The sequence below is a fragment of the Labrys okinawensis genome (assembly GCF_047345005.1).
In the GTDB taxonomy this organism is placed as follows: Bacteria; Pseudomonadota; Alphaproteobacteria; order Rhizobiales; family Labraceae; genus Labrys; species Labrys okinawensis.
Window position 1 is genome coordinate 2,625,967 of record NZ_CP178864.1, and the last position, 25,158, is coordinate 2,651,124.

Consider the following 25,158-nt stretch of genomic DNA (forward strand, 5'->3'; position numbering starts at 1 on the left):
ATTGCTGGGAAGGACTAGGTTGCGCCTCTATGGGCCGGGCTGGTGGCATGTGCATCACCCCACCGATCCTATTTCGACACCACGATCCGCGCCGCCGCGCTCGCACCTTTGACGCCCTTTGCATACATGGTCTCAGCCAAAGCCTGGGGCTCGGTATAGGTGCCCGGGATCAAGGCGCGCATGCGGTAGGCGACGGTGTAGTTGCCCTTCGGCAGGGTCTCATAGGCGTAGAACATCCTGTCGTCGCCATAGGAGACCCAGTCCGCCGGCAAGCTGGGCGCCATGGATGGTGTAGCCTCGGCTGGAGCCGTGGCAATGTTGGGATTGAGCGGCTCCAGTCCTGCCGCAAGCGGCACCGTCATGGCGACATGGGTGCGGTCCTGGGAGACCACGAGCTCGACCCGCTCCTCCAGAATGTCTCCCACCTTGAGCTGGATGGTGCCGCCGCTATCGGGAACGAGCTTCTCCAGCGGAGCATCGCCACTGGGAACCCGGTAGAGGGTGCGGGTGAGGGCGAAGCCCTGGCTCTCGGCCTGCGCCTGATAGCCGGGCTCGGCGGAGACGTAGCTCGTCTCCACCAGCGCCAGGGCAGGCGTGTTGCCGGTGTTGCTGAGGGTCACCGTAGACGAATCGAGCGTGACCTCTCGCAGCACTGGCGTATTGGCGTCCAGCGTCAGGTTCTGGACGTTGCTGCCCTGGGCGAGCTTCAGAGGCAGGGGCATTGTCGGCCTCTGCCGCACGGAGGCGAGCGCGCGTATCGCAGCCGAGGTGGCATTGGTCGAGCCCCAGCCGTCGCCCTGGCCGAGGTTCAGCAAGGCGACCTTCAGAGCGGGAAAGCGCGGGTCGGTCTGCGAGGTCAGGGCCGCCGCTCGGACCATCTCGGCAAGGCTCCGGGTTTCCGAAGGCAGGATGACCGGATTGCCGTCGTCCTCCGTCTGGCCGTCATAGACGAGCTGGCCCTCGCGCGAGAGGACGCGTACACGCGACCACATGGTGTCGGCGAGGCCGCCCACCAGGCGCTGGTCGGCATTGTCGGCGGCAGCCGCAGCCGAGGTCATGCGGGCGACGCTGACATTGGGCATCAGCGCTGCCGAGCGTGCGAGCTCCGCCAGATAGGCCGGGTCGAGCTTGCCGCCTTCGGCCAAAGCGGTGAGCGCCTCGACCCGTTCGCGCAGCTCGTTGCCGGTGAGGAGGTGGGGATAATCCGAGCGCAGGGACAGTTTCAGCACGGCGGCGAGACGATCGCTCAGCGCCTTGTCGATCGGCTCGCCCGCCTTCTCCGCGGCAACCAGGAAGGAATAGGCCCAGGCCGTCAGCGTGACATTGCCCTTGCTGTGCGGCCAGAAGCCGACAAGGCCGTCGGAGTCGACGGACTGGTCGATCGCCAGCACGGTGTTGTGCACGTCGCTGCCGACGCGGCTGTCGAGATTGGCGGCCGCCAGGATCGGTGAGAAGCTCTTGAAAGCAAGGCTGGAGGAAGCCAGAGATATGCGCTGCTCGGTCGAACCATAGGGATGTTCGACCAGGGTGTTGAGCCCGGCGACCAGCTTCACCAGGGCCTGGTCTGATGTCAGGGTGATGGCGCGCTGGAAGGAACCAGGGCGCATGGAATCCTGCGGCGCGGGCAACGTCTTCGAACCGCCCGGCGGGATCTCGACGATCTCGAAATGCTTCGTCGGGATGCGGTCGGACATCACCGGCAGGGTGACCTCCACGGTGTCGCGGGCATGGTCGGCCAGGCGCTCCACGCCGAAGCGCAGGCGAACGTCCTGCTTGCCCGGCTTGGGTCCGGGCACCGAGGCGGGTACACCGATGCGGGCGGGCTTGTTGTCTTCCCAGACGAAGGAGATATCCTTGCCGCCCTGGAAGGTCAGGCCGTCCGAGGCGATGGTGCCGTGGCCTTCACCGCTGGCTCCTTCGACGACGCGCGCGATGACGCCGGCCTCGAACTGGTCGCCCGAACGCAGGAAGCGTGGCAGGGCAGGCTGCGCCACGATCTCCTGCCGGATGAGCATTTCGCCGGTGCCGTAGCCGAACCGGTCGGGTCCGCTCACGGCCTTGGCGCGCAGCTTGAATACGGTCAGTGAATCGGGGAGTTTCACCTTGATCCTGGCAGTACCGTCGGGCCCTACCTTCACATCCGGCAGGTAAATCGGCACGGGCGTGAAGTTCTTGCGCACCGAGATGTTGTTGTCGGTGCCCATTTCCTCGCGCTCGTCACCGCCGGGCACTTCCTCCAGCGGGATGATGCCGAAGGCCATGTTCCGCGTATCGCGCAACGCCATGGTGGACTGGCGCTTGACAACGAAGTTCGGCAGGGGATCGAGCGGCTGCTCTGTTGCCAGCGACAGCACGGCCTGGTCGATCATCCAGAAGGTGGCGTCGCCTGCGATCGGCTTGCCGGTATCGTCGGCCAGATGCAGCGTCACCTCGACCTCGTCACCGGGCCTGGCCTTCTTCGGATAATCCATGGTGATGGTGACGATGTTCTTCACTGGTGTCACCGTCACGTTCCTCGTGGCGGCGATCGTGACCGGCTTGCCCTGGTCGAAGGGTGCGCTTGGCGAGGGTGTGCTGGCATCGAGCCGACCGCGCATGATCAGGAAATGCACCGGAATCTGAGGCATATATTCCTTGCGTACAGGCAGGGCGTAATGGCCATAGCCGTCAGCGATATCCACCCAGTCATAGCGGAACTTGCCCTCGGGCTCCTCGACGATCGCGAGGGCGCGGGCTGTCTGGAATGGAGACTGGATCAGCAGATTGGCGGTTTCGCCGGGACTGTAACCGTCCTTGTCGGTGCTCACCGTGGCGGTGCGGGCCGGGGCCTGCGCCCAGGTGACGGGGGTGTTTCCGCCGACGAAGAAGTCGACGCTCACCTGCTGGCGCCGACCGATACGGTCAGTGGCTTCGAGCTGGACGATATAGACGCCGGCTTGCTTGGCTTCCAGCGCCAGGGTCTGGATATCCCGGGTGCTTGTGATCTTGCGCTCCAGCACGACGTCGTCCATCACCTGCGTCACATATTTCGCCGAGCCTTGACTGAAATCGCTGGCCTGAAGCGTCGAGGTCCAATTGCGGTGGATGAGGCGCGCCGTCATCTCCAGCCCGTCTACCGGATCGCCCTTGCCGTCCACGGCCAGGATCTGCGGTTCGATGGTGCCGGGCTGCGGCACGTAGCGCGGCACTTTCAGGCCAAGCACGAAGGGCGGGATCGCGTGGACATTGGTGATGCTGCGCACTTGCAGATCATCGTCTCCTGTCACCGTCGCCTCGATCATGTAGCGCCGCGGCTGTGCCGTCGGCTCGATCGTCGTGTCGAAGCTGATCCGCGCCGCGCCGCCCGCATCGGTGCGGCCGTCGCGCTCCAGCATGGGCGAGGACTTGAACTCGTCGCCGCCCGAATAACGTGCATCCGTGGAGAACAGGAAGCCTTCATGGCCTGGCGGCGTCCAGTTGTAAGGATACTGCATGGCGCGCCAGTGGATGGGACGATCGGCCAGCAGGCCACCCGCAAAGTAGCGTGCGATCAGGTCGACGTTGAAGGAGGCATCGAGCGGCGCGGTCTGCGGGTTGTTGAGCACGACCTCGAAGGTCGGGAGCCGATAGGCTTCCTTCTTGAAAGTGATGCTGCCGCACTGGCTGGTGTTGTCTGCCTGCTCGGTATTCTGGTCGCCGCCGCCCTGGTCATCCGCGTTCTGGTTGTCGCCAGCCTGATTGTCATCCGGCCGTGCGGCGCCGGACTGGTTGTCGTCAGCCTGGTCGTCGGACTGATCATCGCCGGGCTGGTCCGCCGAGCCGGACTTCTGCCCTTGCTGGTCGCCATCATCGGCGCCCTTCGGCTTGGAGCTGCCCAGCTCGAAATGCACTTCATAATCGCCGGTGGCCGGCGTGTTGGCATCGAACTTGTCGTAGAAGCTGCCATACTCATCGAGCTTCACCGGCACGCGCCATTCCTGCTTGTCGGGGCCGGTGATGACGAGCTGGCCGCTCTTGCGCGCGAGGGACAAGTGCCCGCCGAGATAGTTGCGGACGTAGCCCTTGATATGTACCGGCTCCTCCGGCCGGTAGATCGGCCGTTCGGTAAAGATATGGCAAAGCGTGCGGGTGTCCTCGGCACGCTTTTCGTCCGGATTGGTAGTCCAGTCCAGCCAAGGCCTCGAGGGCTTGGTCCAGTTGTCGCGGGCGTATTGCGTTGGCGCGTGATCGGGATCGACAACCAGCGTATCCAGGCCCTTGGTCACGATGACGCGGCGGATCGCCGCCTGGCTGCGCTGGCCGAGATCCCAGGTGAAGAAACCCTGCGCGTCGGTCATACCGGTGGCGAGCGTCACGAACTTGTCGTCCTGTACGCCGTCGAGGCGGATCTGCGCCTGATCGATCGGCTTGCCAGTGGCGAGCGATGTCACGGCAAAGCGCACGCGGCTGGGTTCCTCCACCGCACTCAGGGTGAGATCCGTCACCTGAACGCGCAACCAGTGCCTGACATCGCCATCCACCGCGCGCAGGCCGACGAGGTATGTGCCGGGCTGCTCCGGCCCGAGTATGCCGGCGAAGAGCGGCTTCATGTCCAGGCCGAACTTGGTGTCGACGCCACCCTTGTGGATGGGCAGGTCCACCAGCTTCGAGACGGCGGGCGAGCCCAGCGTCTTGATGCGGGCTTCGATCGCATCGGCCGAGGCGTCGCCGTCCTCGGCCCATTGCCGTGGCTCCTTGCCGGGCAGCGGTGGGGCGTCGTCGTCCTTGGTGTCGAGACCTGCCTGCGGGAAGGGCCAGAAGTCGCGCGACAGGGGATCGATGGCATGGATGCGAATATCGGCCCGGTCATAGCCGCGTCCACGCAAGGGAACGAGCTGGGGACCGAAGCGCTCGACCACACCTTGGGAGGCATCCCAGGCGATCGCCGCCTGTTCCGGGGCGAAGGCAAACTTCTGCTCGAAACCGGCCGCCAGCGGGCGGTTGCGGTCATCCTTCAAGGCGCCGGCGGCCACGGTCAGTGTGTAGAGCTGGTCGGTCAGGAAGCGGCCGCGCACGAAAAGGCGCGAGCCCTCGGCCGTCACCGCGAGATCGTCGACAGGCGGCGAAATGCGCAAGGCATCGCGCGTTGGGAACTGCTCGCCGGCAATCGGATTGCTTGAGAAACGGAAGGTCAGGCTGCGCCCGCGCGCGGAAGCATAGCCTGGTGCCTTGGCGTCGGCACTATCGACGGCTTCGCCATTGTCGTCGGCCGCATCGGAGCTGCTATCCGTTCCATAGGAGGTGCAGCGCAGCACCCCATCGGTGGTGGTAGCGTCGAAGCCGCGCCCACAATCCTTCGCGGTCATGGTGAAGGGCACGGCTGTGCGCACGCGCAGCTCAAAGGTTTGGTCGCTGAAATCGGGCGTGTCGGCGAGCTTCAGCCTGAGAATGGCCACACGGCCGTCGGGCACGCTTTGGTGGAACCGCACCGCATAGGATTGCTGGTCCCCCCGGCTGTTGCGCTCGAGCGGCTGGACATCGAAATCCTGCGCGCCCAGCATCAGGCCACCCTCGGCGCCGATGCCGGGCGAGGGCCGCAGCTCGACTGACAGGAGCCGCTTGAGAGCAGCAACGTCGACGGGTTCGGGGAAGGCCAGCGTGATCTGGTCGAGTTCGGTGACGGGTTCGTCGCCGGTCGCCGGCACCGTGGAACCGGGCACTGGCAACAGCGGGACCAGCGAGGCCTCGCCGCCCTCGGTCTTCACCTTGATGCGGGCGAGCGGCTGCCACTTGTCCGCCGGCCGGAATTGCAGGGCGCGAGGCCCGAGCCACTGCCAGGCGCCGGCAACCGCCGGTTCCATCGTCACGAAGCGCTGCGGCGCATCCTCGGGGCCGCCGGCCGCTGGGCCTGTATCGACAGGGAAGAACACCGTTACGGGATCATAGGCGCGTAGGAATTTCTCAGGCACGATCCTGGTGCCGTCAGCCCGTTTCAGCACGTCCTGGGCAGGCGGGGCGTTGTCCTGCTGCGCGTAGGCAGCGGGCGTCAGGGCTGCGGAGACCAGAAGGGCGGAAAGGAGAAGTGCGAATTTCGTCATGGCTTTCACTTCGGTTCCGCGGGCTTGAGGCCGGCACGCTGCAGGTAATCGGAGGCGATTTCGGGGGGCGGTCCAGCCGGCGGTGGCGACAGGCCGATCACGGCCGGCCGAACGATGAGCGTCGGCGCATCCGCCGGCGCCCTTGCTTCGAGAAGGTAGCGGCCAGGTTCGAGCCTGTTGAGCTGATTGAGCCCTTCGCCGAGAACCTTTCCCTGGGCATCGAGGAGGCGGGCCTTGGCGAGATCAGGATCGGAGCGCAGGCCGACACCGATGTTGCCGGCTGTCTTGACCTCAAAGCCGAACAGGGCCGAGGTACCCGGCGCCAGGACCACGGGCGCGCCGATCCCCTCACCGACCGGAACGACGGGCGTCGAGGTCACGTCCATCGAACCGGACAGCGGTCCCTCATGGGTGGAATAGACGGTCAGCACGGCGTCTCCGGCTCCGAGATAGCGGTGCAGTTCCGCCCCTGTGGGGAAGAGCTGCAGGTCGCGGCGCCCGTTCTGCTCCAGCGCAATGATGACGGGTGCGTCGGTGCTGACATCGAGCACCGTTGGTTGGGCCGGGCTCAGCCGGAACGCCATGGCCGAACTTGCGAGCTCGACGCTCCGCGGTAGGATGAGGGCTTGCGCCTCGGGCGCAGGCCAGGGCGACTTGCCCTCATGCTCCAGCCAGAGCACCACCAGTCCGGCACCATGATCAACGATGAGTTCGCCGGGGCCGGAAACCGGGAGCGTATCGCCATGCCCGACCTTGCCGTCCAACCCGATGAAGGTTGCCTCGCCACCAGAGATCCTGAGCACGTCGCCTCTCTCGGCATCCACCGAGACCTGCTCCGATCCGGCCGTGCCGAAAAAGCGACGCCGGATCTGGCCGGCCGCGAGGGGCTGGGCCTGCCCAAGGGAAAGAGCGACGTGGGCCGAAGCGGCATGATCGCCGAGATTGACCAGCCAGATCTCGCCGGCGCTGGTGGCAAGGCTCCGCGACAGGGAAGCTGCGCCCGACCAGATGTTGAGGAGCTGGGCATCGCTTGGCGCCGCAATGATCGCGATACCGGGCGCCAGATCGAGCGTGAGCCGCTTGACGCCGGCGGGCAGCTTCACCGGCTGCGCGCTGAAACCGGGAATGGCGGCGCCATAGCTGCCATCCGCCGTCACGGGAGCGAGTGTGGTTACATCAACGGGCGTGAGGCGCATCTGCAGCGCCTCGTCTTCGCCGGCGTTCCATATGCGCAGCCCTTCGGGGCCGGCCACAGCGACCGCACTCTTGTCGGCGACGCCCATGCCTCGTCCGGCATCGAGGCCCGGCTGGCCGAAAGCCGATTCAGCCCGCCAGAAGCGGGTCTTGCCGGATGGCGAGGCCGTGACGGGTAGGATCGCCTGATCGCCCGCCGGCAGCGTGAGGGCGATTGCGCTGTTCGTCTCGGACGGAGTCACGTGCAAATCGCCGTCGTGGGTCGCCACCAGCCAGAGGCGGTCCGACTGCGGTGCAAACAATCCGGATGATACTGCGGTCAGAGGGCGGTCGGGACTTGCGCCCGCCAGAAAATCCGAGGCGCCCTCCAGTTGCATCAGCCCGGCTGAGGGCGCGTGCACGAGCGCCGCGTTCAGCGTGAGGCCCGGGATGTCGAGGGAAACTGGTTCCAGGGCGACATCGCCGGGCTCCCGCATGTCACGCGCAACGCTCTGGGTACCTATCCGGATGGCAGCCGCACCGCCGTCCAACGTCCATGTCGAGGCGCGCCACTGGGCGGTATCACCATCCGAAGCCGGCCATGCCAGGGCGGGAACGTGGCCGCGAGCGAGGGCCTGCGGATGCCAGATGCCATCCGCGCCACGCTTCTCGACCGAGAGGACCAGGTCGGCGGTGGATTGCGCCGCCACTACGGTAAGCTGGCCCTTGGGCCCCTGAGGCAGGGGGAAGGCGAAGACGGAGGCGCCGTCAACGGTGGTCGATGTGCCGAAGGTGAGAGCGGGTTGCTGTGCCTCCCTCGGCAGAGCCAACTGCACCTCGATCTTCGACGAGCCGCCATTGCCCGAGGCCTCGCCGCCGGAATCCGTGCCCTGGTCCTCGGAGGCATCGTCCGGCTGGCTTCCAGCCTTGCCCGCGGAGGCGGCGTCGTCGAGCGACAGCGTGTAGGAGCCGGCCGCGAGGCGTCGGGACAGGGCGATGTTCCAGTCGTCGGCTCGGCCTGCCAGGCGTTCAATCACCTTACCGCTTGCGTCCTTCAGCTCGCCCTTGATCTCTTGGCGGCCGAAACTGCCCAGGCTGACGACGCGATCCTCGGCGATGTTGAAGGGAAGCTCCGCCGGCAGGTCGACGAAGCGCGCCTCGCCGGGCTGCAGCGCGGCGGTGTTCAGGGTAATGCTGTAGTCCAGCCGATCGTCATGGGCGAGGCTGGTGAGGTCGATGCGGTAATGGCCCGCCTTCAGGCGGCCGCTGAACTGCGGATCAGCTACGAATTTCGCCACCAGTTCCTTGTCGTTGCGGGTGAGCGTGCCGACCATGCCTTCAGTAAGACCGATGCTGACATCGGCTTCGCCGGCGAGGTCGAAGGTCCAGCTGTCGGGGACGCGCGGGGCATCCTTGGCCTGGGGTTCACGCCACTGGAAATTCTGCGTCTGGTTGAAGGCCAGCGGATGCGGGCCGTGGCCCTGCAGCTGGGGCGCATCTTCGACCGGGCTCAGCCGGGTGACGAAGCGCGTGTCGACCTCGCGCGGCAGGATCACCAGGCGGTAGTTGCCGGGTGCGAAATCCTGATCAAGGGAGGAGAGCTGGCCGGGCACGGTGAGCGGCCAGCCATCGGCGTCCTCCAGCCTTGCGGTGAGGTCATCGCCGAGCGCATAGAGGTCGAGATGATATCTGCCCGCCTTGGCGATCTCGATCGGCACGATCGCTCCTCGACCGCCAGCCAAGGCGCCCCTGCTGCTGCCCTCGGGCACGAGGGTGGTGGTGGTGGCCAGAGCCGCCGGCGCGGCGCTGAGGCCGAGATGGCCTGAGGAATTCTGCGCGGAGACATCGATTTGGTAGGTCCCGGCGCGCAGATAGGTCTGCAGCAGGGCGTTGTGGCCATCGCCATTGTCGGAGGCCTGCCCCAGCTTGGGCAGGAAGGACGTGCCGATACCGAGCGAGGTCTGCAAACGCCCTGATGTCTCGACGCGGTAGAGGCCGCCATTGGGCACGTCGAGCCGATAGAAGGCATTCGCGCCCTCGTCCAGGTCGAAAAAGCGCGGCTGGCCGGCCGTCAAAGGCTCGCGGGCCGGGCGTTCGAGCGGGGCGGCGGCCGCTGGATCCGGCCGCCAGTACACACCCAGCGCGCGGGAAGCCGGCGGAGCCTTGAAATGCAGGGTGAGGACGCGTCCCTTGTCGTCCGCCTGCTCGTTGTCGACGGTGAAGAGGGCGGGATTGCCGGCAATATCGACGGTGCTGATCGTGCCGCCTTGGGGCACATGCACGTCGATGTTCAACGGCTGCGTGCTATCGTCGGCCGATTGCCACAGCGTCAGCGCGCGGCTCCGGAGATCGGCGGGCAGGGACACGGCTCGCGGTCCGGTCAGAAGGCCAGGCGCCACATTGGTGATGACATCGTAGCTCGTCGCCTTGTCTGCTTGCTGGAGGCCGAAGGAGATCGTGGTACGCTGCGGGGAGGGCGGCTGAACGGGGATCGTCGTGCCGGGCGGCCCGATCATCAGGTCGAGGATGCCGCCGGCATTGTTGTCGGGCTCGACGGTCAGCAAATAGTAGCCGGCATCGAGATCGAAGACGGAGGGATTGCGGCCGTCGGCACGCGGAGCATTGCCGATGAGAACCGGGCTAATGCCCGCACGTATGGCGGGTCCCGAAGAACGCATGGCGATCGGCCCCGGCTGCGTCATCTCGAACAACAGCGAGGTCTGCCCGCGCAGGTTGAACTTGTGCCGCCAGGCCTGGCCGGGGCCCAACTGAGGCATGTCTGCAGCCACGACGCTCGATTTGCCCTGGGGGTCGTTGCGCTGGAGTAGCGCAGTCGCCGGAATCTCGTCCCCACCTTCGCCTGCGACATCGACGCTGATCAGATTGGGCACAGAGCCGTCGAAACGGGCGTGGTTGGAAAAATACAAGCCCCGCAGCTGGAAGCGCTGACCTTCGTAACCCGTCACCTCGACGAGAGCGGATTGGTCGCTCCTCGCCAGCGAAAGCGTGGTCACCGGCTCGCGACTGGTCTTGTCGATGGTCGCACCCTGGAAAGCAGGCGAGGCCCCGGACAGGCGGGCAGCCCTCAGCCCGGCCGGCGCCGACTGCGCCAATTGCAGGCGGAAGGTATCGAAATCGGCGGGGGCCTCGAAACGCTCCGATCCGAAGGGCCCAATGACGCCCTCGGCGATACCGGCGGCCAGCGACCGTTGCGTGCCGGAGCGGATATGGAAGGGCTCGGTCGTATCCGAATTGGTCCAAACCAGCTTCTCGCCACCATAGGCGGTGACGAGATAGCGGCCGGGCTCCACCTTGCCGCTGAGCGCAGCCCGTGTCATCGGCAGGCCGGGCTTCGTTTCGAAGACCGACAGCGCCGGCGCAATATCGACGAGATCGGTACCGTCCCGCCATAGGCGCAGGTCAAGGAGCGAACGGCCGACGGCCTCGAGATAGACGAGCCCGTCGCCGGGAACATCCATCCAGTAGGAGCGCTGCTGGAAATCGCTGAGCTCGGCATCGACAGGCTTTTGAGCCGTCAGGGTGGTCGCCGGCTGTTCCAGTTCGAGATACGCCTGCGCGGTGAGCTTGACGTCGCCGCCGGCGCCCTTGGCGCCGAAGGTCCGGATCTTGTAGGTCCCCTTGTCGAGCAGCGCATCCACCCGGCCGTCGCTCGCCCCGGGCGCGCCCATCTGGTTGCCCGGTCCGCTGATCATGTCGACGAGCTGGAGAGCCACGCCGGTGCTGCTCTGTGTGCGGATGACGATGTGACCCGGTACATCGACGGTCATTAGCGTGCTGGCATCCTGGCCGGCAGGCAGACGATCCGTGGCCAGGCGCGGCTGTGGCCCGGCAGGCGGCAGAGGCCTTGGTGGCGTCGGGACGGAAGCGGGTGCGGCCTGCGGTACGGAGGCGGCGGGAGGTTGAGCCGCTTCCTGCGCCTGGGGAGCGGGCTCAGCGGCGGGAGTCGGCGAAGCGGGTGGCACGGCCTGATTCGCTGGAGCAGCGGCCGGACCTGCTTCGGCAACCAGGGCCTGGAGTGCCGCAAGGCGGGCCTGGTAGCTCGCAGTCAGGCATTTCGACAGACGGGCTCGGTCTGAGGACACGCAGGATTTGTTGCGGTCCGCCAGCCAGCGGCGCTGCTTGAGGCGCAGATCGGCGAGCTTGGCTGGATCATTGCCGAGAGCGGCCAGCGCCTGCCGGTAACTGTCCGCCAGAGCCGTATCCTGGGCAATCAGAGCGGGAGAGGTGCAGATCGCCTTTTCGATCGGGGTCTGAGCCTTGCCACAATCGAAGGATTGCGCTTCGCAGATCAGGGGAAACAGACTGAAACCGAGGACAAGGACCGTAGGCAAGCGGAGGGCAAAGGCCATGGATGACTCGTTTCTAATGTCGTCGGCAGGCTGGTCAGTACGGGCTACAAGGGGGCAGGACGAGGGACTACACCACGCGAAGGAGAGCCGGCAGTTCCTCCAGGGACACCCGTTCGGGATTCGGGTGGCCATTCGTGTCGAGTGTTCTTGAAAAGCAGCGTCTCACGCCGGGCGCCGGCATTCAACGCTCGGCTGGTGGAGAAACGTGAGGAAGGTCGATTTCTTTTGTTCGCGGGACAGGACAGGATCGCGCTGCTGATGCATCACTTGGGGGTAACGAGCGCCATGAATTGAAGGCGGGATTGACCGCATGAAAAGCCCGTCACCTCGGGAACAGTTGCCTCGCCCAGGGCCAGACGTGGTTGGCGCGGCACGCATTTGCGTGTAAGGCTCGCCACAACGTCCGTATGCGGCAGGGGTCCCATGGCAAAATCAACCGTCACCTTGTTTGGTCTTGTTCTGTTGGCCGTGCCGCTGGCTGGCTGCGGCATGACGAGTGGTTCGGAACCTCAGCCCCAGGTGGCCGCCGTAGCGCCGCCGCCGACCAGCAACAGCCCCATTCTCGACGCGCTCACTCCGGCCGACCGGGCCCAGGCCGAGCAGGCGCGGGCCACCGCGCTCAATGGCAAGGCGAAGGTCAGCGTCGACTGGAAGAGCCCGACCAATCCGCTGACCCATGGTACCGTCGTCGCCGGGCCATTGACCGACCAGAACGGCACGCAATGCCGCCAATATTCGCAGACTGTCTATCTCAACGGTGTGCCCAGCATCTCGCGCCTGACCGCCTGCCACCAGCCGGACGGCAGCTGGGCCAATGCAGCTCCGGCCGCCAACAGCTGACGGGTGCGAATAAACACCACATTGTTGGTGTTTACCCATCATAAGGCGCCTTAGTTAGGCCGAAAGGCCGGCGCAAGAGACATTCTATGTTGCTTTGGATAGCCCTGGCCGCCATGACCGGCCTCGCAGCTCTGGTTCTGCTTTGGCCGCTCGCGCGGCGCGGCACCGGTTTGACGCCGCAGGCTTCCGATGTCGCCATCTACAAGGACCAGCTTGCCGAGATCGACCGAGATCTCGAACGCGGCCTGATCGCCAAGGGCGAGGCCCAGGCGGCACGCACCGAAGTGTCGCGGCGGCTGATCGAGGCGGATGCGGCGGTGCAGGCCGCAAGTCAGCGGACGGCGGCTGCAACAGGCGCGGCAGGACGCCGGCGCGGGGCGTCAATCGTCATTCTCGTCGCGGTGCCGGTCATCAGTCTCGGCCTTTACGCGCTGCTCGGCTCGCCTGCCAATCCCGACCAGCCTTTGCTGGCGCGGCTCGACGGCCCCATGCAGAACGCTTCGACGGACGAACTGATCGCCCGCGCCGAAGCGAAGCTTGCTGCCAATCCCAATGACGGAGCGGGCTGGGAGCTGATGGCACGCGTCTATGTCGGGCTTCAGCGCTTCGACGATGCCAGGCAGGCCTATGCAAACGCAATCCGCCTGCTCGGCCCCACGCCCGAGCGCCTCGCCAATTACGGCGTCTCCATGGTGGCCGTGGCCAATGGCATGGTGACGGCGGATGCCAAGACGGCCTTCGAGAGCGTATTGAAGCTCGATCCGAAGGAGTTCCGCTCCAATTACTTCCTCGGCCTGGCCAAGATGCAGGATGGCGACAAGGATGGCGCCATCGCGATCTGGCGGGCGCTGATACCGAACAATCCGGATGCGGCGGATTTCCTCAACCAGGAGATCGCCCGCGTGAGTGGCAAGCCCGAGGCCCCCGTTGCGCAGACGCCCGGTCCCTCTGCGGACGATGTCGCCAACGCCCAGGTTCTGACACCGGAAGAGCGCGGCAAAATGATCCAGGGCATGGTCTCGCGCTTGTCCGAGCGGCTAAGATCGCAGGGCGGCTCGGCGGAGGAATGGATGCAGCTGGTAAAGGCCTATACGGTGCTCAAGCAGGCGGACGAAGCGCGTCTGGCGCTCGCCGATGCCCGCAAGGCAATGGCCTCGTCGCCTGATGCATTGAAACAGCTCGACGACCTCTCGAAGGCATTGGGACTATGACGCGCAAAGGCAGACGGCTGGCCATGATCGGGGCTGCGGGCGTGGTGCTGGCGAGCGCCGTCGCCCTGGTGCTCTACAGCCTCGGCGGCACCATGTCCTATTTCGCGGCGCCCAGCGATATCGTCGGCAAGGCGTTCCAGCCCGGCCAGCGCTGGCGCCTGGGCGGCCTCGTCGAGCAGGGCTCGCTGACACGTGAGGGCGCCGCCGAGATCACCTTCAAGGTCACCGACACCAACAAGTCGATCAAGGTCGTTTATTCGGGTATCGTGCCGGATCTGTTCCGCGAAGGGCAGGGCGTGGTGGCAGAGGGCGTGGTCGATACGGCGGGGGTGTTCCAGGCCGATACGCTGCTCGCCAAGCATGACGAGAAATACATGCCCAAGGAAGTGGCCGATGCCTTGAAGGCACAAGGCCACTGGCAAGAGGGCAGCGACTACGGGAAGAAGCCATGATCGTCGAGGCCGGCCACTATGCACTCATCCTGGCGCTGACTTTGGCGGCCATCCAGTCGGTGCTACCGATCTGGGGTGCTCGCACCGGCGACCTCGGTCTGATGAGGACAGGTACCTCGGCGGCCCTGTTCCAGCTGTTCTTCATCACCGTCTCCTTCGTGGCGCTGGTGCATGCCCATGTCACCTCGGACTTCTCGCTGCAGAACGTGTTCGAGAACTCTCATTCCGACAAACCAATGCTCTACAAGGTCACTGGCGTATGGGGGAACCATGAGGGCTCGATGCTGCTCTGGGTCTTCATCCTCGCCTTTTTCGGAGCGCTGGTCGCGGCTTTCGGGCGGAACCTGCCGCCGAGCATGAAGGCGACCGTGCTCTCCGTGCAGGCCTGGATCAGCGTTGCCTTCCTTCTCTTCATCCTGTTCACCTCCAACCCCTTTGCCCGGCTCCTCCCGGCGCCGATGCAGGGGCAGGACCTCAATCCGGTGCTGCAGGATATCGGACTCGCCATCCATCCCCCGCTCCTCTATCTCGGCTATGTCGGCTTCTCGATCGCTTTCGCTTTCGCTGCCGCCGCGCTGATCGAGGGCCGCATCGACGCGGCCTGGGCGCGTTGGGCCCGGCCGTGGATCCTGATCGCCTGGATCTTCCTGACGCTGGGCATCGCCATGGGCTCCTATTGGGCCTATTACGAGCTCGGCTGGGGCGGCTGGTGGTTCTGGGATCCGGTGGAGAATGCCTCGCTGATGCCCTGGCTCGCCGGTACCGCGCTGCTGCATTCGGCCCTGGTGATGGAAAAGCGCAACGCGCTGAAGGTGTGGACGATCCTGCTCGCCATCCTCACCTTCTCGCTGTCGCTGCTCGGCACCTTCCTGGTGCGCTCGGGCGTGCTCACTTCCGTGCATGCCTTCGCCACCGATCCCAGGCGCGGCGTCTTCATCCTCGCCATCCTCGTGCTCTTCATCGGCGGCGGCCTGTCACTGTTCGCGTGGCGCGCCTCGGCCTTGAGGCAAGGCGGCATATTCGCGCCGATCTCGCGCGAGGGCGCCCTGATCCTCAACAATCTCCTGCTCACGGTGAGCTGCTCGGCCGTGTTCTTCGGCACGCTCTACCCGCTCGCCCTGGAGGCTGTTACAGGCGGTAAGATCTCGGTCGGCCCGCCATTCTTCGATCTCACCTTCGGCCCGTTGATGCTCGCCCTGCTGGTGGTGATGCCCTTCGGCCCCTTCCTCGCCTGGAAGCGTGGCGATGTGCAGGGCGCGATGCAACGCCTCGCCGTGGCGTTCGGCCTCGCCATCCTGGCGGCGTTGGTGACGCTGTGGGTCAAACAGGGCGGCCCGCTGATGGCTCCCATCGGTGCCGGCCTTGCCGCCTTCATCATGATCGGTTCGCTGGTCGAGATGGCCGAGCGTATCAAGCTTTTCCGCGAGCCTGCGGGTTCGAGCCTGCGCCGCGCCATCGGCCTGCCTCGCTCGGCCTTCGGCACCGCGTTCGCCCATTTCGGTGTCGGCGTCACCCTGCTCGGCATCGTCGCAGCCTCGGCCTGGCAGTCCGAAAAGATCGTGGCGATGAAGCCCGGCGACACCACGTCATTCGGCCGATACGAGGCCAAATATGTCGGCTCGGTGCCGCGACAGGGCTCCAACTTCACGGCGACGGTCTCGAAATTCGATATCTATCGTGGCGGGGTTCAGGTGGCCGAGATGGAAGCGTCCAAGCGCTTCTACCCGGCGCGACAGACCCCGGCGACCGAGACCGGCATCAAGACATTCCTGTTCGACCAGGTCTATATCGGCCTCGGTGACACCGAGCCGGACGGCACCATCGCCGCCCGTCTCTATGACAAGCCGCTGGTGACGCTGATCTGGCTCGGCTGCGTGGTGATGGCCCTCGGCGGCCTGCTCTCGCTCTCGGACCGGCGCCTGCGCGTCGGTGCCCCCAAGCCGGCACGGCGCGCGGCAACCGGGCTGCAGCCGGCGGAATGACGATGCTGCGCCGCCTCCTCATCGCCTTACTCTTCAGCCTGGCCGTGCTGCCGGCTCTGGCGGTGCAGCCCGACGAAATGCTGCCAGACCCGGCGCTGGAGGCGCGGGCACGGGCCCTGTCGGGGGAATTGCGCTGCATGGTCTGCCAGAACGAGTCGATCGATGATTCCGATGCGCCGCTCGCCAAGGACCTGCGTATCCTGGTGCGCGAGCGTCTCAAGGCCGGCGACAGCGACAAGGCGGTCAAGGACTTCCTGGTGGAGCGCTATGGCGACTTCATCCTGCTGAAGCCGCCGCTGGAATTGCGCACCATCGTCCTATGGTCGGCGCCCTTCGCGCTGTTGGTGCTGGGCGCGGCGGGGATCTACGCCTTCTCCCGTCGGCAACGCCCGGCTGCGGCGGAGGCCCTCAGTTCCGCCGAACGGGCCAAGATAGACGAGATCCTGAAGCGGGAAGGATAGCCCGCCCGCCGTTCTCGGCTTCGATTTCCTGGCGGTGCCGCACTTGCGTTCGACACCTTCTGGCTCTGGCGCCCGCTCAGCCTCTCTTGCGGCCGGTTTCGAACAGGAACCAGCTACGGCGTTCGGCCTCGTCGATCCAGTTCTCGATCAGGCTGGCAGTGGCCACGTCACGGTGTTCGTCGGCCAGCTCGTGAGTTTCGCGCAGGAAGCCGGTCAGGCGCTTGTTGTCGTCATGAAGCTCAGCCAGCATGTCGTCGGGCGTGACGAAATCGGCATCGTTGTCCGAGAGCCGATGGAGCCGCGCTGCATGACCGACAGAGCGCAAGGTGGTGCCGCCGATCTTGCGCACACGCTCGGCGATGTCATCGGTCATGCCGAAGATCTGTTCCGCCTGCTCGTCGAGCAGAAGGTGGTAATCGCGGAAATGCGGTCCGGACATATGCCAGTGGAAATTCTTCGTTTTCAGATAGAGCGTGAAGACATCTGCCAGCAGCGTGGTCAGCGCGGCAGACAAATCCATGGTGGCGTTCGAAGACAGATCGCTCGGAACGCGCAGATTCGACGTCTTCAGCTCTTTCTTGTCTTTTGACATGGCATCACCCTTTTCATGCAGCCGCGGCGCAAGCCCGCGAGGCGGCGGAGTTTCGAGCGGTTTTGCTGCCTCTGTCAATCTCAGAGCAAGGTTCTCATATGCAACTGTAGATTGTATTGAAAGTATTATTCAATTATTCAGGATTTCTTGCGCTTCATAGTTTTCCGCAAATACCGCGCCGTCTTACCAAAGAGTAATCTCATGGAAAAAACGCCGTAATGTTGGAGAAGGCATTGTCACCTCCAACAGCGCGGCATCGTGCGCTGAGTCACAGTCCGACGGTCCTCGAACGTGAGGCGCCGCGCTACTATGGAGCCCATCACCATGAATTTCCACGAAAACGATACTGCGCATAAGACCGGCATCCTCGCTCGCCGCCGCACGCGTCTTCTGGCCGCAGTCTTCGGACTCGGCGTCGCCGGCGCGGTAGCCGGCAACTTCGTCGTCATTCCTTCCCTGACCCCTGCTTACGCCCAGTCGCAAAGCCAGTCCGCTGCGCCGGCCCAGCCCTTCGGCTTCGCCGACGTCGTGCAGAAGGTGCGCCCGGCCGTGGTCTCGATCAAAGTCAAGACCGAGGCGACCACCGACGCCTCCGATGATGGTGACGACAACAACGGCGCCCCCAGCAACCCGTTCGAGTTCTTCTTCAACGGTCCTGGTGGTGGCGGCATGCAGCACGGCCGGCCTCAGAAGCAGTTCGGCATGGCGCTCGGCTCAGGTTTCTTCATCTCTGATGACGGCTATGTCGTGACCAATAACCATGTCGTCGACCATGCCCAGGAAGTCGATGTCGTCACCGATGGCGGCAAGACCTATACGGCCAAGGTGATCGGTGTCGATCCCAAGACCGACCTCGCCTTGCTGAAGATCGCGGACAAGGACGCCAAGTTCCCCTTCGTCCAGCTCGAACTGCAGAATGAACCGCGCGTCGGCGACTGGGTGCTGGCCGTCGGCAATCCCTATGGCCTTGGTGGCACGGTGACGGCAGGCATCGTCTCGGCCCGCGGCCGCGACCTCAACAATTCGACCTATAATGACTTCCTGCAGATCGACGCGCCGGTGAACCGCGGCAATTCAGGCGGCCCGACCTTCGACCTCTCCGGCAAGGTAATCGGCGTGAATACCGCGATCTATTCGCCCTCGGGCGGCTCGATCGGCATTGGCTTCGCCATTCCCGCCGATACGGTGCAGCGCGTGGTGCAGCAGCTCAAGACCGACGGCCAGGTGACGCGCGGCTATATTGGCGTGCAGATCCAGCCGGTGACGCAGGATATTGCCGACTCCATCGGTCTGAAGAAGGCTTCGGGCGCCCTGGTGGCCGATGTCACCAAGAACAGCCCTGCCGCTAAGGCCGGCCTGCAGTCGGGTGACGCGATCACCGCTGTCAACGGCAAGGGCGTCGCCGACAGCCGCGAGCTTGCCCGTGCCATCGCCGACATCAAGCCGGGCGATACCGCCGACCTCACGGTCTGGCGCGATGGCAAGGAGCAGAACGTCAAGGTCGAGACCTCCAAGCTGCCGGGCGACAAGCAGCTGGCCGAGGCCAATACGTCCCAGGACGATGACAGCGGCAAGAGTGCGCTCGCTGGTCTCGGCGTTGAGCTCGCCCCTGCCGCGAGCGTGGCTGGCGCCGGCAAATCCGGCGTGGTTGTCACGGATGTCGATCCGAACAGCGCCGCTGCCGACGCCCTGCATCCGGGTGACGTTATCCTCGACGTGGCCGGCAAGCCGGTGAGCAATGTGCGCGATGTGCGCGAGGCTCTCTCCAGTGCCCGCGCCGACTCCAAGCGCACCGTCCTGCTGCGGGTGAAGAATGGCGATGGCACGCACTTCGTCGCCCTGCCGGTTGGCAAGGCCTGATCCGGACTGAACGGTTGGGGTCCCCTTTCCCGCGAGGGGGAGGGGACTCATTCCTGTTGGACGCCATTTGGCGGTCCTACCCTATGAGGTGACCTTGAAATGTGGCAAAGCTCGGTTGATACCTCTGCATCGCAAAACGTGACTGAGTCTGAATCCAAAATGCGCATTCTGATCGTCGAGGATGACCGCGACGCTGCCGCTTATCTCGTCAAGGCTTTTGCGGAAGCCGGGCATGTCGCCGATCACGCTGCCGACGGGTTGAGCGGGTATGCCTTGGCCAAGGACGGTCCCTATGATGTCCTGATCGTCGATCGCATGCTGCCCAAGCTGGACGGCCTGTCGATGATCTCGCGCCTGCGCCTGGAAGGCACGCAGACGCCCTCCCTTATCCTGTCCGCGCTCGGCGAGGTCGACGACAGGGTGAAGGGTCTTCGCGCCGGAGGCGACGATTATCTGCCCAAGCCCTATGCCTTTTCCGAGCTGCTCGCCCGGGTTGAGGTGCTCTCGCGCCGTCATCCCGGCAAGGGCGAGGAGACGGTCTACCGCGTTGGCGACCTCGAGCTCGACCGCCTCTCCCATGTCGTCAAGCGTGCGGGCGAAGAGATCGACCTGCAGCCGCGCGAGTTCCGCCTGCTCGAATATCTGATGAAGAATGCCGGCCAGGTCGTTACCCGCACCATGCTGCTCGAGCACGTCTGGGACTATCATTTCGATCCCGGCACCAATGTCATCGACGTGCATGTGTCGCGCTTGCGCTCCAAGCTCGACAAGACCTTCGAAAAGCCCCTGCTGCACACCATCCGCGGCGCCGGCTACATGATCAGGGATAGCGCAAAGTAAGACTTAGGCCACGTGCCTGAGCAGAGCGCCAGCCGGCCCCAGGAGAAGCGTTCGGATGGTTTTCTTGGGCATCGCGAAGATGATATCCGCAGGGCACGGTCGGTCTTTGCTCGTGTGCTTGGAGAACATTTCTGGTGGGCGCCGCCTGATATAAGGTGATTGTCAGAGTGTGTAGTGCATATGGCCAATGAAGAAACCGGCGTGGCGGGGGCGCGGTCGTGATCGGATTGGGCAAACTCATCCGCACCACGGCCTTCAAGTTGATGGCTGCCTATCTGCTGGTGTTCACCCTGTTCGCCGCTTCGCTGCTCGGCTATTTCTTCTGGAACGCCCAGCGCCTGCTCGGCTCGCAGATCAACACCTCGATCAACAGCGAGATCAACAGCCTGAGCGATGAGTATGAGCAGGGCGGCATCGTTCGCCTCGCCTCGACCATCGAGGCGCGCACCCGCCGTCCCGGCTCGCTGCTCTATCTCGTCACCACGCCGGACAGCGAGGCGCTCGCCGGCAATGTCACCGAATTGCCGGATGGCGTGCTCGACAAGCCTGGCTGGAGCAACATTCCCTATACGCGCGATGACGGCAACGCCACGACCCGCCGCACTGCGCTGGTGCGCGTCTTCGGTCTGCAAGGTGGCTACAAGCTGCTGGTGGGCATCGACCTCGAGGATCAGAGCCGGGTGCGCGCCATTATGTTCAACGCGGCCTTGTGGTCGGCAGGACTGATCGTGCTGCTCGGCGTTGCCGGCGGCTGGTTCGTGGCACGGCGCGTGCTGCACCGGCTCGACGACATCAACGCCACCAGCCGCTCGATCATGGCCGGCGATCTCACCCACCGCCTGAAGGTATCGGGTACGGATGACGAGATCGACCGTCTCGCCTCCACCACCAACGCTATGCTCGACCGTATCCAGGAGCTGATGGTGGGGCTGAAGGAAGTGTCCGACAACATCGCCCATGATCTCAAGACACCACTCACCCGCCTGCGCAATCACGCCGAGGAAGCCTTGCGCACGGCCGGGGACGAGGACGCCTATCGCGCCGCGCTCGACCGCACGATCGAGGAATCCGACAAGCTGATCGGCACCTTCAACGCCCTCCTGATGATCGCCCGGGCCGAGGGCGGCCGCATTGAAGGGACAATGAGCGAATTCGACGTGGCGGAGGCCGCCCAGGCAGTGGCCGAGCTCTATGAGCCGCTGGCTGAGGAGCATGGAGGGAAGATCATCGTCGATTCCGCCTCGCCCTTGCCGTTGCGAGGCAATCGTGAGCTGATCAGCCAGGCTCTCGCCAATCTGATCGACAATGCGCTCAAGCATGGCCCCAGGGAGGAGGGTGCCGGTTCGGGCGACGTCACCATCGCCGCCCGCAAGGGCGAGGGGAGGATGATCATCAGCGTCGCCGACCGCGGCGAGGGCATCGCTCCGGCCGACAGGCAGCGTGTGCTGGAGCGCTTCGTACGCCTCGAATCGAGCAGGACCCGGCCGGGATCGGGCCTCGGCCTTGCGCTCGTTTCGGCCATGGTGAAGCTCCACGGCGGCACGATCCGTCTCGAAGACAATCAGCCGGGGCTGCGCGTCGTGCTCGAATTGCCCGATGGGCTGGAGAAAGTGGCGGGGGCGCAGCCCAAGCTCGCCCTGCGGCGTCCAGCGCTGCGGATGAACGGGTGACGGTACCCGGTGCACGGGCAAGATGCCCCTGCACCCGGAAAATGCTATCCGGGAACACAGCGCCGCAAGAAGACGTTCAGGCCAGGCCGAGGAAACCCATGATTCCCATCGAAGACGAGCGCCGAGCCAAATCCCGTTTTGCCGATCTTGCCGTCCGTCTCGATGCCGCCGTTCAACCTGCCCTCGCCGAGGCGTTGGAGGGCGGGCCGGGGCACGACGTGCTGGCAGGCATCGCCACAGGTTCGCCCTTCCTGTGGGGGCTCGGCCTTTCCGATCCCCAGCGGCTGGAGCGCATTCTCGCTGGCACGCCGGAAGCGGTTCTGGCGGAGGCGATGGCACGTGCCGAGGCGCGGTGCCGGGAGGCCGCCGACGCGGCCGAGGTAATGCGCGCCCTGCGTTTTCTCAAGCAGGAGGCAGCTCTCCTGATAGGCCTCGCCGATCTCAACTGCTCCTGGCAGCTGGCCGATGTCACCGGAGCGCTCACCCGCGTGGCCGACGAGAGCGTGCGGCTTGCGCTCTGTTACCTCCTGCGCGAGGCGGCCGATGCCGGGCGCTTCATTCCGCCCGTTTCAGCACATCCGGATCGCGGCTGTGGCTTCGTGGCGCTCGCCATGGGCAAGCAGGGCGCCTTTGAGCTCAACTACTCCTCCGACATCGACCTCATCGTGCTCTACGATCCCGATACAGCACCACTGCGCGAGGGGCTGGAGCCGGCGCCCTTCTTCGTGCGTCTCACGCAGGGCCTGGTGAAGCTCCTGTCCGAGCGGACGGCGGATGGCTATGTCTTCCGGGTCGACCTGCGCCTGCGTCCCGATCCCGGCGCCACTGCCGTGGCCATTTCGCTGCCGGCCGCCTATTCCTATTACGAGAGCGTCGGCCAGAACTGGGAGCGCGCGGCGATGATCAAGGCGCGGCCCTGCGCCGGCGACATCGAGCTCGGCACGCGTTTCCTGGCCGGCCTCACGCCCTTTATCTGGCGCCGGCATCTCGATTACGCCGCGATTGCCGATGTCCACGCCATGAAGCGCCAGATCCATGCCCATAAGGGCCATGAGGTCATCGCCGTGGCCGGGCACAATCTCAAGCTCGGTCGCGGCGGCATCCGCGAGATCGAGTTCTTCGTGCAGACCCAGCAACTGATCGCCGGCGGCCGCAACCCCGACCTGCGGGGCCGCGGCACGGTGGAAATGCTGGCGGCCCTTCAGGCGGCGAACTGGATCACCGAGGAGGCCCGCGACGAACTGATCCAGGCCTATGACTTCCTGCGCGGTCTGGAGCACCGCCTGCAGATGATGACGGACGAGCAGACCCACAGCCTGCCCGAAAGCAAGACGGCGCTGAAGGAATTCGCCCGTTTTGCGGGCTATGCCGATGTCGCCGCCCTGTCTAAGGCCCTGATCGGGCGACTCGAAACCGTGCAGCGTCATTACGCCAGGCTCTTCGAGGCCTCGGCACCGCTGGCCAGCGACATCGGCAGTTTGGTTTTCACCGGCAAGCAGGACGATCCGGAGACCTTGAAGACGCTGGAGCGCCTCGGCTTTGCCTCGCCCGCGCAGGTGACCGAGATGATCCGAAGCTGGCATTTCGGCCGCTATCCCGCCATGCGCTCGGCCAAGGCGCGAGAGGATCTCACCGAATTGACGCCGGCGCTCCTGCAGGCCTTGGCGCGTGAGGGCCGGCCCGACAAAGCGCTGATCGTCTTCGACGGCCTGTTGTCGCGCATGCCGTCCGGCTACCAGCTCTTCTCGATCCTGCGCAACAACACCAGGCTCCTCGATGTGATTGCACGCATCCTGGGCGTGGCGCCTCGCCTCTCGGAGGTGCTGGTGCGCCGCCCGCATGCCCTCGACGGCCTGCTTGACCATGGGGCCGAGGCTGGCCATTCCAAGGACTGGCTGCGCAGGCGCCTCGCATCGACTCTCGCCTCCGGCGAGAATTACGAAGATAAGCTGGACCTGGCCCGCATCTTCGCCCGTGAGCGCATCTTCGTGCTTGGCGCGCGGTTGTTGTCAGGCGAGCTCGACCCCCTTGCCGCCGGAGCGCAAATCTCAAGCCTGGCGGAGGCGATCGTGCAGGACCTGCTGGCGCTCGTCTGTGCCGAGTTGAAGCAGGCGCATGGCATGCCGCCTGGCGCCCGCATCGGCATTCTGGGCATGGGCAAGCTGGGCGGGCGTGAGATGACCGCGTCCTCGGACCTCGACCTCATCGTGCTCTATGACCATGATTCCGATGCCTGTGAGACGGATGGGCCTCGTCCGATCGCGCCCTCCGTCTGGTTCGCGCGCCTGACGCAGCGCCTCATCGCCGCGCTCTCGGCGCCCACGGCGCAGGGTACGCTGTTCTCGGTCGACATGCGCCTGCGCCCCTCCGGACAGAAAGGCCCCGTGGCCATCCAGGTCGATGGCTTCCGCGACTACCAGCATAAGGAAGCCTGGACCTGGGAGCACATGGCTATGACGCGGGCGCGCCCGATCGCTGGCGACGTCGCGCTCGGCGAGGTGATCAGGGGAACCATCGCCGAGATCCTGACCGTCCGGCGCGATCCGGCCAAGATCCACAAGGACGTTATCGAGATGCGTACGCTCCTCGAAAAGGAGAAGGGTGGGCGCGGGACCTGGGATCTCAAGAATACGGCAGGCGGCCTTGTCGACATCGAGTTCATCGCCCAGACCCTGCAGTTGCTGCATGCCGCCGATCATCCTCAAATGCTGGACACCAATACCGGCCGGGCGCTCGACAAGGCCCTGGAGGCGGGTGTGCTGGCGAATACAGCGCATGAGCGGCTGTCGGAGGCGTGGCGCCTCTATACCGCACTCTCCCAGGCCATCCGTTTCTGTGTCGGCGGCAATCTCGACCCCGACAAGACCTCCGAGGCCGGCAAGGCGCTGCTCTGCCGTGTGGCCGAATGTAGTGATTTCGACGAACTGAACTCGCTGATCGCAGTCACGCAGACAAGGATCCGCGAGATCTTCCGGCAAGTGATCGGCGGAAAGTAGACGCGGCCGGATAGTCGTGGGAAAATAGGGGAAACCAGATCCAGGCAATGAGCCGCCATTGGGAGATCTCTTGCCAATGAGTGACACCGCTCTTCGTCCACGCGTCAAAACCCGAACCAAGACCCAGCGCCCGCGCCTTCACAAGGTGATCCTGGTGAATGACGACTACACGCCACGCGAATTCGTGGTGACCGTGCTGAAGGCAGAGTTCCGCATGAACGAGTCGCAGGCCTATCGCGTGATGATCACGGCACACCAGAAGGGCGTGTGCGTGGTCGCCGTCTTCGCCAAGGATATCGCCGAGACCAAAGCCACCCGGGCCACCGAAATGGCGCGCAACCAGGGTTACCCCTTGCTGTTCACCACGGAACCTGAAGAATGAGCAACCGGTGGCCGCAGGAGCCGGGCAGTCGCTTCCGCTGAGGAGGCGTCCAGCATGACAGGAGAGTACCGATGGTCGAGCCGCGCAGCACGCAGTCCTATGACCGGGAAATTGCGATCATCCGCGAGAATATCCGGCAGTTGATGGAACAGGCGGCCGCGTCTTCGGGGGCCGCGAACGAGGATCTGATCGCCGACCGCATCGCCGACCAGGAGGCGCGGCTGGCGTTGCTGCTGAAACAGCAGGCGGCGGAGTAGCGGAGTTGGCGCCCGC

At 65.2% G+C, this 25,158-nt stretch carries 14 protein-coding genes; 11 read left to right on the forward strand and 3 right to left on the reverse strand.

Annotated features, from left to right (window positions below):
• Positions 1 to 68 precede the first annotated feature (68 nt).
• Entirely contained in the window at positions 69 to 6,056 is a 5,988-nt protein-coding gene (locus ACMDCR_RS12340) for an MG2 domain-containing protein (protein ID WP_413992805.1), read from the reverse strand.
• Between the two features lie 5 nt (positions 6,057 to 6,061).
• A complete protein-coding gene (locus tag ACMDCR_RS12345) occupies positions 6,062 to 11,599 on the reverse strand; it encodes a lysozyme inhibitor LprI family protein (protein ID WP_413992806.1) in 5,538 nt (1,845 codons plus the stop codon).
• A 423-nt stretch (positions 11,600 to 12,022) separates the two neighbouring features.
• Between ACMDCR_RS12345 and ACMDCR_RS12350 the strand changes: the two genes are divergently transcribed.
• From ACMDCR_RS12350 to ACMDCR_RS12370, 5 genes are all read left to right on the forward strand, one after another.
• Positions 12,023 to 12,439 (forward strand): hypothetical protein, encoded by a 417-nt coding sequence (locus ACMDCR_RS12350; RefSeq protein ID WP_413992807.1) that lies wholly within the window; start codon positions 12,023 to 12,025, stop codon positions 12,437 to 12,439.
• A gap of 86 nt (positions 12,440 to 12,525) precedes the next feature.
• Complete coding sequence (gene ccmI, locus ACMDCR_RS12355; protein WP_413992808.1) at positions 12,526 to 13,650, forward strand: c-type cytochrome biogenesis protein CcmI; 1,125 nt, start codon at positions 12,526 to 12,528, stop codon at positions 13,648 to 13,650.
• Positions 13,647 to 14,102, forward strand: a complete 456-nt coding sequence (ccmE, locus tag ACMDCR_RS12360; protein WP_413992809.1) for a cytochrome c maturation protein CcmE — start codon at positions 13,647 to 13,649, stop codon at positions 14,100 to 14,102. Before ccmI ends, ccmE begins: the two co-directional genes overlap by 4 nt.
• Positions 14,099 to 16,084 carry a heme lyase CcmF/NrfE family subunit gene (locus ACMDCR_RS12365; protein ID WP_413992810.1) on the forward strand — a complete coding sequence of 662 codons (1,986 nt, stop codon included), beginning with the start codon at positions 14,099 to 14,101 and terminating at the stop codon, positions 16,082 to 16,084. Before ccmE ends, ACMDCR_RS12365 begins: the two co-directional genes overlap by 4 nt.
• Positions 16,085 to 16,086: 2 nt before the next feature.
• Positions 16,087 to 16,545, forward strand: coding sequence for a cytochrome c-type biogenesis protein (locus ACMDCR_RS12370; protein WP_413992811.1), 459 nt, complete (start codon positions 16,087 to 16,089; stop codon positions 16,543 to 16,545).
• Positions 16,546 to 16,621: 76 nt separating this feature from the next.
• Here the strand turns inward: ACMDCR_RS12370 and ACMDCR_RS12375 are convergent, their stop codons facing one another.
• Complete coding sequence (locus tag ACMDCR_RS12375) at positions 16,622 to 17,137, reverse strand: Dps family protein (RefSeq protein ID WP_413992812.1); 516 nt, start codon at positions 17,135 to 17,137, stop codon at positions 16,622 to 16,624.
• A 324-nt stretch (positions 17,138 to 17,461) separates the two neighbouring features.
• Between ACMDCR_RS12375 and ACMDCR_RS12380 the strand changes: the two genes are divergently transcribed.
• The 6 genes from ACMDCR_RS12380 (at position 17,462) to ACMDCR_RS12405 (ending at position 25,142) form a co-directional block, all read left to right on the forward strand.
• Entirely contained in the window at positions 17,462 to 18,997 is a 1,536-nt protein-coding gene (locus tag ACMDCR_RS12380) for a Do family serine endopeptidase (protein WP_413992813.1), read from the forward strand.
• A gap of 159 nt (positions 18,998 to 19,156) precedes the next feature.
• Positions 19,157 to 19,837, forward strand: a complete 681-nt coding sequence (locus tag ACMDCR_RS12385) for a response regulator transcription factor (protein ID WP_413992814.1) — start codon at positions 19,157 to 19,159, stop codon at positions 19,835 to 19,837.
• Positions 19,838 to 20,055: 218 nt separating this feature from the next.
• Entirely contained in the window at positions 20,056 to 21,507 is a 1,452-nt protein-coding gene (locus ACMDCR_RS12390) for an ATP-binding protein (RefSeq protein WP_413992815.1), read from the forward strand.
• A 98-nt stretch (positions 21,508 to 21,605) separates the two neighbouring features.
• Positions 21,606 to 24,503: a bifunctional [glutamine synthetase] adenylyltransferase/[glutamine synthetase]-adenylyl-L-tyrosine phosphorylase gene (locus ACMDCR_RS12395; protein ID WP_413992816.1), complete on the forward strand. Its 2,898-nt coding sequence runs from the start codon at positions 21,606 to 21,608 to the stop codon at positions 24,501 to 24,503.
• A gap of 76 nt (positions 24,504 to 24,579) precedes the next feature.
• Positions 24,580 to 24,885, forward strand: a complete 306-nt coding sequence (gene clpS / locus ACMDCR_RS12400) for an ATP-dependent Clp protease adapter ClpS (RefSeq protein WP_413992817.1) — start codon at positions 24,580 to 24,582, stop codon at positions 24,883 to 24,885.
• A gap of 71 nt (positions 24,886 to 24,956) precedes the next feature.
• Positions 24,957 to 25,142, forward strand: a complete 186-nt coding sequence (locus ACMDCR_RS12405) for a hypothetical protein (RefSeq protein ID WP_413992818.1) — start codon at positions 24,957 to 24,959, stop codon at positions 25,140 to 25,142.
• The last annotated feature ends 16 nt before the right edge of the window (positions 25,143 to 25,158 follow it).

Bases quoted from the DNA above. Each gene is read 5' to 3' on its own strand.
- ACMDCR_RS12380 (WP_413992813.1), top strand. From the start codon at position 17,462: ATGAATTTCCACGAAAACGATACTGCGCATAAGACCGGCATCCTCGCT.
- ACMDCR_RS12385 (WP_413992814.1), top strand. From the start codon at position 19,157: ATGCGCATTCTGATCGTCGAGGATGACCGCGACGCTGCCGCTTATCTC.
- ACMDCR_RS12375 (WP_413992812.1), bottom strand. From the start codon at position 17,137: ATGTCAAAAGACAAGAAAGAGCTGAAGACGTCGAATCTGCGCGTTCCG.
- ACMDCR_RS12350 (WP_413992807.1), top strand. From the start codon at position 12,023: ATGGCAAAATCAACCGTCACCTTGTTTGGTCTTGTTCTGTTGGCCGTG.
- ACMDCR_RS12370 (WP_413992811.1), top strand. From the start codon at position 16,087: ATGCTGCGCCGCCTCCTCATCGCCTTACTCTTCAGCCTGGCCGTGCTG.
- ccmI (WP_413992808.1), top strand. From the start codon at position 12,526: ATGTTGCTTTGGATAGCCCTGGCCGCCATGACCGGCCTCGCAGCTCTG.
- ACMDCR_RS12365 (WP_413992810.1), top strand. From the start codon at position 14,099: ATGATCGTCGAGGCCGGCCACTATGCACTCATCCTGGCGCTGACTTTG.
- ACMDCR_RS12395 (WP_413992816.1), top strand. From the start codon at position 21,606: ATGATTCCCATCGAAGACGAGCGCCGAGCCAAATCCCGTTTTGCCGAT.
- ACMDCR_RS12340 (WP_413992805.1), bottom strand. From the start codon at position 6,056: ATGACGAAATTCGCACTTCTCCTTTCCGCCCTTCTGGTCTCCGCAGCC.
- ccmE (WP_413992809.1), top strand. From the start codon at position 13,647: ATGACGCGCAAAGGCAGACGGCTGGCCATGATCGGGGCTGCGGGCGTG.
- clpS (WP_413992817.1), top strand. From the start codon at position 24,580: ATGAGTGACACCGCTCTTCGTCCACGCGTCAAAACCCGAACCAAGACC.
- ACMDCR_RS12345 (WP_413992806.1), bottom strand. From the start codon at position 11,599: ATGGCCTTTGCCCTCCGCTTGCCTACGGTCCTTGTCCTCGGTTTCAGT.
- ACMDCR_RS12405 (WP_413992818.1), top strand. From the start codon at position 24,957: ATGGTCGAGCCGCGCAGCACGCAGTCCTATGACCGGGAAATTGCGATC.